Annotated in this window: 6 protein-coding genes and 1 pseudogene; 4 read left to right on the top strand and 3 right to left on the bottom strand. The window is 63.5% G+C overall.

What is annotated here, in order from left to right; genetic code table 11:
- The 3 genes and pseudogenes from ABR948_RS26430 to ABR948_RS26420 form a co-directional block, all read right to left on the bottom strand.
- Window positions 1-680: pseudogene (locus ABR948_RS26430) on the bottom strand (PrkA family serine protein kinase); the annotation flags it as partial.
- Between the two features lie 557 nt (window positions 681-1237).
- Window positions 1238-1774, bottom strand: coding sequence for a cupin domain-containing protein (locus tag ABR948_RS26425; RefSeq protein WP_428123623.1), 537 nt, complete (start codon window positions 1772-1774; stop codon window positions 1238-1240).
- Window positions 1775-1907: 133 nt separating this feature from the next.
- Entirely contained in the window at window positions 1908-2279 is a 372-nt protein-coding gene (locus tag ABR948_RS26420; protein ID WP_428123621.1) for a Crp/Fnr family transcriptional regulator, read from the bottom strand.
- 382 nt (window positions 2280-2661) lie between these two features.
- Here ABR948_RS26420 and ABR948_RS26415 point away from each other — a divergent pair, with 382 nt between their 5' ends.
- From ABR948_RS26415 to ABR948_RS26400, 4 genes are read left to right on the top strand one after another with little or no spacing between them, the layout of a single operon-like run.
- Window positions 2662-3231 carry a hypothetical protein gene (locus tag ABR948_RS26415; RefSeq protein WP_428123619.1) on the top strand — a complete coding sequence of 190 codons (570 nt, stop codon included), beginning with the start codon at window positions 2662-2664 and terminating at the stop codon, window positions 3229-3231.
- A gap of 10 nt (window positions 3232-3241) precedes the next feature.
- Window positions 3242-4360, top strand: coding sequence for an AAA family ATPase (locus ABR948_RS26410; protein ID WP_428123617.1), 1119 nt, complete (start codon window positions 3242-3244; stop codon window positions 4358-4360).
- A 6-nt stretch (window positions 4361-4366) separates the two neighbouring features.
- The gene (locus ABR948_RS26405) at window positions 4367-6166 is read left to right on the top strand and encodes an AAA family ATPase (protein WP_428123615.1); all 1800 of its coding nucleotides are present in this window, start codon (window positions 4367-4369) and stop codon (window positions 6164-6166) included.
- A gap of 31 nt (window positions 6167-6197) precedes the next feature.
- On the top strand, window positions 6198-7196 hold the full coding sequence (locus tag ABR948_RS26400; protein WP_428123613.1) for a tetratricopeptide repeat protein: 999 nt from the start codon (window positions 6198-6200) through the stop codon (window positions 7194-7196).
- Window positions 7197-7490 lie beyond the last annotated feature (294 nt).

Below are 7490 nucleotides of genomic sequence, written 5' to 3'. Positions count from 1 at the left end.
GAGGAGATGTCCTGGTTGTTCTCGTCGCCCGGTTCGGTTTTCGCGATCGCGATCTGCCGCAGGCGCGAGGGCTGGATCTTGGCGACACGGAAGCGCGAAATATCGCCGCCGAAGGCCTCGAGCCGTTTATAGCACCATGGGCTCATCAGCCCACTGAGACGGCGGCGCGGAATGCCGTACTTCTCCTCGATCATCGGACCCAGCTGCTCCGGATCGAACAGGCTGAGCGGAGACTCGAACACCGGGCTGAGTTCGTCGCCGGCCTTGAGCACATAGATCGGATGAACTTCCATCAGCGACTTCAGCCGTTCGGCGAGCGATGATTTGCCGCCGCCCACCGGGCCGAGCAGATAGAGAATCTGCTTGCGCTCTTCGAGGCCCTGCGCGGCGTGCCGGAAGAAGCCGACGATGCGCTCGATGGTTTCCTCCATGCCGTGGAACCCGACAAAGGCCGGATAGGCGCGCATGGTCCTGTTCAAAAAAATACGGCCAAGGCGGGGGTCCTTGGCCGTGTCAATCATCTGAGGCTCGCCGATCGCAGCTAGCAGCCGCTCTGCCGCATTGGCATATCGCATCGGATCCCCGCGACACGATTCCAGATATTCCGCCATCGACATATCAGTTTCGCTTCTGGCCTCGAAGGACCTAGCGAACGCATTGAACAGAGAATCGTTATACATGAATCCCTCTCCTCGTCTGGTTGGCTGCACTGCTGGAACGCGCGTCATACTCCTGCATCATCGGAGTGCTACGTGCCCCGACCGCGAATCAGCATCAGCACATGAACCTATTGGACACGCGTCTGACTCTCTGAAGCAATGCAATAGTTGTGCTAGAGCAGCCGCGATCGGCAAAAAATCGTATGATTTCTGCAAGATGTAACCGTACCGCAACATCCGGATTACTACTGGAAGCCGGGTTACGCGGGTTAATCGATCGTTAACAAGGCGTCTGCCGCTCGGCAAATCGACTCCTTCGGGAACTCAGGCGCGCGGTACCGAGCCCCAACTTTCCATGACACGCGAAAGAACTGACACGCCAAACCACCTGCGTGAAACCACCTGCGCGAAACTACTGATCGTCTCGCGCGTCGCCCTCACCGCCTTCAGCACCGGCGAGATCGATCAACCTCATCCTCCATAAAACGCCCTGATCGTGTCGCCGTCACGGCCCGCTAACGCACGATCTCGTGAGCCGCTACCCGTAATACGTGGAATCATACGTGGAATTACCACCGTCACACCAGCAACTCGGTGCGATACTTTGCCGCGAGCGCCTTCGCGCGTCGCACACGCTCGGCTCGTTCATCTGGACTGAGCTTCGGGGGCGGCGCGGTACGGCTATCGACGGGATCGCCGACCGCCAGGAAAAACTCATCCTGTCCCGCCGGCGTGCACATGCAGAGCAGGCGTGCAGGCTGGTCCGACATGTTCTTGAAAGAGTGAGGCGCGTTGGCGGGGATGTTCACGGTCGAACCGGCGCCGGCCCGCAGCACCTCGCCCCGGAAGACGAACTCGATCTCGCCGTCCAGGATCGTGAACATCTCCTCGAAGTCATGACGGTGCGGCGGCGGACCGCCGCCTGATGGCACCAGCATGTCTGTCAGGCAGTAGCGGCCGGCGGTCTGCTCACCGCTCACGAGGATCGTATAGATGCCGCCCGCGATCGAGAGGTGGCGCATCTTCGAATCATCCGGGTTGGCCACGGTGAGTTTGCGGTTGGCATCGTCGGCTGGGAGCGCGGCTCCGGGCGGAGTGGTCGTGCCATCGGCCATCTGATGTCTCCCTTCGACCGGCACCTTCGTCGATGAGCAATCGCAGGTCCGGCGGACAATGAAGAACACGATATTTGAGCGCACTGGTCAAGATTGGTTCGCTTCCCGAAGAATGCGCCATCGCGCGCGCCGGTCAGAACGTCTTGTTGGTCGCCCTGAGCCTTCGCGCCAGCACGCGCATCACCTTGAGCGCAAAGAACGGGGTTTGGCTCACCAGGAACAGAAACTGCTTCTCCGAGATCGGGACCAGTTCGACGTCTGTTTTTGCGATCGCGGTGGCGCTGCGCGGCGCATCGTCGATCAGCGCCATCTCGCCGAAGATGTGATTGGTTGACAGCTCGGCGAGCGTGCGATTGCCGGCCTGAATTCGGACCTCGCCACTCTTGATGACAAAGAGCTGCTGGGCCTCGTCGCCCTCCTTGAAGATGGTCTCGCCGGCCTTGGCCGAGCGCGTCGCAATTCCATCACCGGCCAACAGACCAAAATCAATTTCAGAAGCCGCCATGCCCACCGCACCCGCATAATGTTTTATTTGCTACGCTCAATTGTCATATTTCTATCACGCCGCGCGGCGTCCGTCGATCATGTCTCCTCCGCGATCCATCACATCGGTTTTGCACATCGGTTTTGACGAGTCTGGGCCGGCGATGCTTCGGTGCCGCCACTGTCACACTTCGTCGAACCGCGGACCGGTATCGGAGATTTCGAGATGCATCTTTGGATGGTTGGGCGCGGCGGCGGCGATGCGGCGGCGTCCGACTGTGCGCTGTATCACAGTGCGGCGAGGCCATTTCCGGCATGGATGGCCGGTGGAATTTCTTTGCGCCCCATGGCCGGTTGGGTAAGCTGTCCCGAGCCACCGGGCGGCTGGTTACAGGCGGGGGGCGATGTCCGAGTCAGCACCGACACCGGCGGCAGCCACGCCGCCCGCGATGGAAAAACCCGCCGGCAATAGCGGGTCCAGCCGGCGGCCGGCGATCGCCGCCGCGGTGGGCGCCGTGCTCATCGTCGCCGCGATCGGGCTGGTGCTCAGGAAAGCCGATATCGGCATTAGCTCGGGCGATCCGGCCCAGCCGACGGTCAGCTTTGTCGCCCAGCGCGATCTCGGCGAGGCCGCGACTACCTTGACGCCGTCGGCGGCGGCGGCGCTGGTCGACGACGCGCAACGCTGCAGGATTCCGCTGGTCTCGATGACCATCGCCAAGGGAACCGCCGCCGTCGGCAGCAGTTTTCGCATTCGCGCCGGCAGCTATGTCTCGCCCTATTTCACGGTGACCGAGGGCATGCAGCGGATCGCGATGCCCTATCCGGCGCCTTACGGCTCCGGCGCCGGAATTTATGTGGTCGAAGGCAATGCCAAAGGCGCCGTCCTCGGCCTGACGCCGACCAAGATCCTGATCGATCTTCCCGGCTCCATCAGCATTCCCGTGGTGTGGCGCGCCGTGAACCCCTGCTAGCCGGGACGCGATGAAAAACCCGCTCAAAGACCAGCAGGTCCTCGCCATCATCGTCGGCGGCGTCGGCGCCACGCTGATCACCGGCTGGGTTTTCAATCTGCAATCGGGGCCGGCAAACTGGTTCAGGGGATTGGCGCCCTCGACCCAATCCGTCCTCGGCGCGAGCCTGATGGTGTTCCTGCTGGCCAGCCTTGGTCTATTGGTGACCTTTGTCGCATCCAGTTACGCCAGATCAGGCGCGCTGCAGCCGGCCCAGCACGGCGGCCTCGCCGGCGCCGTCAAGATGCTGTTCACGCCGGAGCGGGAGATTGCGGATTCCTCGCCCAACAAGGCGATCGAGACCCTCGAAGCCATGGTGGGGCTGGTGCCCGTGAAGCGGGAGGTCAACGGCCTTATTGCCAGGCTGCAGGTCGAGCAAAAGCGCCGCGCGCAGGGCCTACCCACGATGCCGCTCAGCCTGCACATGGTCTTCACCGGGCCGCCCGGCGTCGGCAAGACCGAGGTCGCGCGCGCGCTCGGCGACATCTACCGTTCGCTGCGGGCGTTGCGGGTCGGACATCTGGTCGAGGTTCAGCGCGCCGACCTCGTTGCCGGTTTCATCGGCCAGACCGCGCCCAAGATGCTGGCGAAGTGCAGGGAGGCGCTGGACGGAATTCTGTTCATCGACGAAGCCTATACGCTGGCCGGCACGCCGGGCTCGGGCGGAGATTTCGGCCGCGAAGCGATCGACGCCTTGTTGAAATTCATGGAAGACCACCGCGACCGCATCATGGTGATCGTCGCCGGCTATCCCAACGAGATGCGCCGCTTCATCGACAGCAATCCGGGCCTGGCCGGGCGCTTCACCAAAACCATCGATTTTCCCCGCTACAGCGCCGACGATCTCTGTGAAATCCTCCGCCGCATGGCGGCGCGGCAGCATTTCACCCTGCCCGAGGGCTTCCAGGCCCGGATCAAGCCGTGGATCGCGGAACGATCGCGCGCCGAGGACTGGGCCAATGCGCGAGAAATGCGCACGCTGCTGGAAAAGGCCCGCGAGGCGCAGGCCATGCGCATCTCGGCCGATCCGTCCGCCGACCTGTCGCGCCTCGAACTATCGGATCTGATGACGGCAACCGGACGCGGCTGAACCCACATGATGATCCCCGCGCTGACGATCCTGTTCATTCTCGCCGCCGGGGTCAGCATGACCTTTGTCGCCATCCGGCTGGTCCAGCAGCATGATCTGCCGTCGGCCGTGAACCAGCCGATCCGCCCGATCGTCATTGTCGATGCCGACCAGCCGGCGGAAGCCTCGCCGATGGAAATAGCGCTCGCCAGGCTCGACGCCATGGTCGGCCTCGCCCCGGTCAAGCAGGAAGTGAAGGGGCTGGTCGCGCGCATGCAGGTCGAGCAGAAGCGCCGCGACCAGGGTCTCGACGTCTCCGCGCTCAGCCAGCACATGGTGTTCACCGGACCGCCCGGCGTCGGCAAAACCGAAGTCGCCCGCCTGGTCGGCGAGATCTGTCGCGGGCTGAAGGTGCTGCGCAAGGGCCATGTCGTGGAGACCGACCGCGCCGGCCTCGTCGCCGGCTATACCGGACAAACCGCCACCAGGACGCTGGACAAATGCCGCGAGGCGCAGGACGGCATTCTGTTCATCGACGAGGCCTACAGCCTCGCCGCCCCGGCCGGCGAGGGTGGCGCCGATTTCGGCAAGGAAGCGATCGACACGCTGCTGAAGTTCATGGAGGACAATCGCGACCGCATCATCGTGATCGTCGCCGGCTACCGCAACGAGATGCGCCGCTTCATCGACAGCAATCCGGGCCTCGGCAGCCGCTTCAGCAAGACCATCGACTTCCCGTCTTACGATTCCAGCGAGCTCGCCGAAATCTTCCGGCGCATGGCCGCGCGCCAGCAATTCGCCCTGCCCGATGGCGTCGAGGCCAGGCTCAAGCCCTGGATCGAGAGCCGTTCGAAGGCGGCGGACTGGGCCAATGGGCGCGAGATGCGCACGCTGCTGGAGAAGACGCGCGAAGCGCAGGCGCTGCGGGTCGCCGGCGATCCCGCCGCCGATATCTCCCTGGTCACGATCGAGGACGTCATTCTCGCCACCGGCCAGAAGCTCGAAGACAACCAGCTGTCGATTGCGGCAGCGCTCGAGAAACTCGATGCGATGGTGGGTCTTGCGCCGGTCAAGCAGGAGATCAAACGGCTGACCGCGCGGCTCGAGGTCGAGCAGAAACGCCGGGAGCAGGGATTGCCGGTCGCCGCCCTGAGCCAGCATATGGTGTTCACCGGACCACCCGGGGTCGGCAAGACCGAGGTCGCGCGGCTGCTCGGCGAGATTTTCCGCGCGCTGAAAGTTCTGCGCAAAGGCCATATCGTCGAGACCGACCGCTCCGGCTTGGTCGCCGGCTATGTCGGGCAGACCGCGACCAAGACGCTCGACAAATGCCGCGAGGCGCAGGACGGCATCCTGTTCATCGACGAAGCCTATACGCTGGCCGCGAGTACCGGCGGCGGCGGTCCCGACTTCGGCAAGGAGGCGATCGACACGCTGCTCAAGTTCATGGAGGACAACCGCGATCGCATCATCGTCATCGTCGCCGGCTATCCGAGCGAGATGCGGCGCTTCATCGAGAGCAATCCGGGACTGAGCAGCCGCTTCACCAAGACCGTCGATTTTCCGGGCTACAACGCCGGCGATCTCTGCGAAATCCTCCGCCGCATGGCGGCGCGCCAGCAGTTCACCCTGCCGGACGATTTCGCCGCCGCCCTGACGCCGTGGATCGAAGCGCGCGCCAGGGCGCCCGACTGGGGCAATGCGCGATCGATGCGCACGCTCTTGGAAAAAGCGCGCGAGGCCCAGGCCATTCGCATCTCGACCGACACCGATGCCGACCTGTCGCGGATCGCGACGGCGGATCTTCTGGAAGCCACGGTCAATTGATGATGCGCAGGACGGCGCCGGAGACCGCTCCATGATCCCGGTTTATTCCGCCTGGCTCGGCGCCCATGGCAAGCTCTGGTACGACGATAAATGGTATCGCCTCGCCTGGATCGTGTGGCCGCAGGCACTGGCGGCCGTGGCGGTGCTGTGGTTCTGGGCGATGCCCTCGACCGGCAAGAACGCGCCATGGGCCAGGCCGGTTGACGCGACCGCGCGCGCCAGCCAATTGGCCGCGCTTCGTGACGCCGCCAAAACCAGCCGGCCGGCGATGGACACGCTGGAACGCGATGCGCTGGGCGGCGAGATGGTCGCGCAGTTTTTCATCGGGACCTTGTTCGATCCGTATCTCAGGCTGAGCACGATCGTGCCGCCTGACTTCGTCAAGGCCGCGGATTGGTACGGCAAGGCCGCCGGTCAGGGCCACGAATCCGCGGCGAATAACCTCGCGTTCGCCTACCACGATGGCGTCTATACCCGCGTGGATAATACCAGGGCCTGCTACTACGCGCGCAAGCTCGGCACCGACTCCTTTGCCGACGGGCTGTTGGTCAAGGGCGATTGTTACGCGCGCGGCCTCGGCGGCACCCCGATCGATCTCGCGCAAGCCGCCACCGCCTATGAAAATTCGTCCGCCCGGGGCAATGCGCGCGCCGAAGCGACGCTCGGCTATTTCTACGAGAACGGCCTAGGTAACAAAACCAGAAACAGCGAGACGGCGCTGAAACATTACCGCGCCGCGGCCGACAAGGGCGACGCGCTCGGACTTCATAATCTGGGCTCGGCCTACAATTCCGGCCTGCTCGGCGTGCCCCGCGACGGCGCCGAGGCGGCGCGGCTGATTTTCCGGGCGCTGGAAGCGAAGTACGACGTCACCTTGCAATCCCTGACCACGCATCCGGAAATCTGGAGTGCCGACTTCTGGCTGAATTTGCAGCGGCGGCTGTTCGACAAGGGACTCTATGTCGGCCCGCTCGACGGCCGCGCCAGTGCCGCCACGCTCGATGCCGTGAGGCGGCTCGGCAAAGCTTGAGTTGTGCTTTCGACGTGAACTCATAAGAGTTTAGCCAAATACAAATGCCCGCGATGCACGCTCAGTGATGCCAAGGCATCACTGACACAACGGGCATCTGCATGACGTCTCACAACCGCGGTGACGATCGAGCTTGCTCTGCCATCATATCGGAGTCAGAATTATTCAGTAGGCACGAATGTCAGAGTGCCTGACATGTTCCGCATGACGGCTCGTGCCGGCCTTATCGATGCCGATCGCGCGTTGCAATTATCGAAAATTTCGATTCTGAAATTGATCGACCCGAAACTTCCG

This window comes from Bradyrhizobium sp., from assembly GCF_050014615.1.
Classification (GTDB): Bacteria; Pseudomonadota; Alphaproteobacteria; order Rhizobiales; family Xanthobacteraceae; genus Bradyrhizobium.
This window is presented reverse-complemented; position numbering and strand designations above follow the sequence as displayed.